Origin of the sequence: Xenorhabdus yunnanensis (assembly GCF_028598805.1) — a bacterium.
Taxonomy (GTDB): domain Bacteria; phylum Pseudomonadota; class Gammaproteobacteria; order Enterobacterales; family Enterobacteriaceae; genus Xenorhabdus; species Xenorhabdus yunnanensis.
Genome location: NZ_JAQRFI010000220.1, coordinates 1 through 524 on the forward strand (window position 1 = coordinate 1; position 524 = coordinate 524).

The 524-nt window shown below is 51.1% G+C and carries 1 protein-coding gene; it reads left to right on the top strand.

The features are described from left to right. On the top strand, positions 1-524 hold a 524-nt coding region (locus PSI23_RS21915; RefSeq protein ID WP_273557035.1), incomplete at both ends, for a GTP-binding protein.

Sequence of the window (524 nt, forward strand, 5' to 3'; positions counted from 1 at the left end):
TGTCTAAAGAAAAGTTTGAACGTTCAAAACCGCACGTTAACGTTGGTACTATCGGCCACGTTGACCACGGTAAAACTACCCTGACTGCTGCAATCACCACCGTTTTGGCGAAAACTTACGGCGGTAGCGCTCGTGCATTCGATCAGATCGATAACGCACCAGAAGAAAAAGCGCGTGGTATCACCATCTCTACTTCTCACGTAGAGTACGATACCCCAACTCGTCACTACGCACACGTTGACTGCCCAGGCCACGCCGACTATGTGAAAAACATGATCACCGGTGCTGCACAGATGGACGGCGCGGTCCTGGTTGTTGCTGCAACTGATGGCCCAATGCCACAGACTCGTGAGCACATCCTGCTGGGTCGTCAGGTAGGCGTTCCATACATCATCGTATTCCTGAACAAATGTGACATGGTTGATGATGAAGAGCTGCTGGAACTGGTAGAAATGGAAGTACGTGAGCTGCTGTCTCAGTACGATTTCCCAGGCGACGATACGCCAATCATCCGTGGTTCTGCT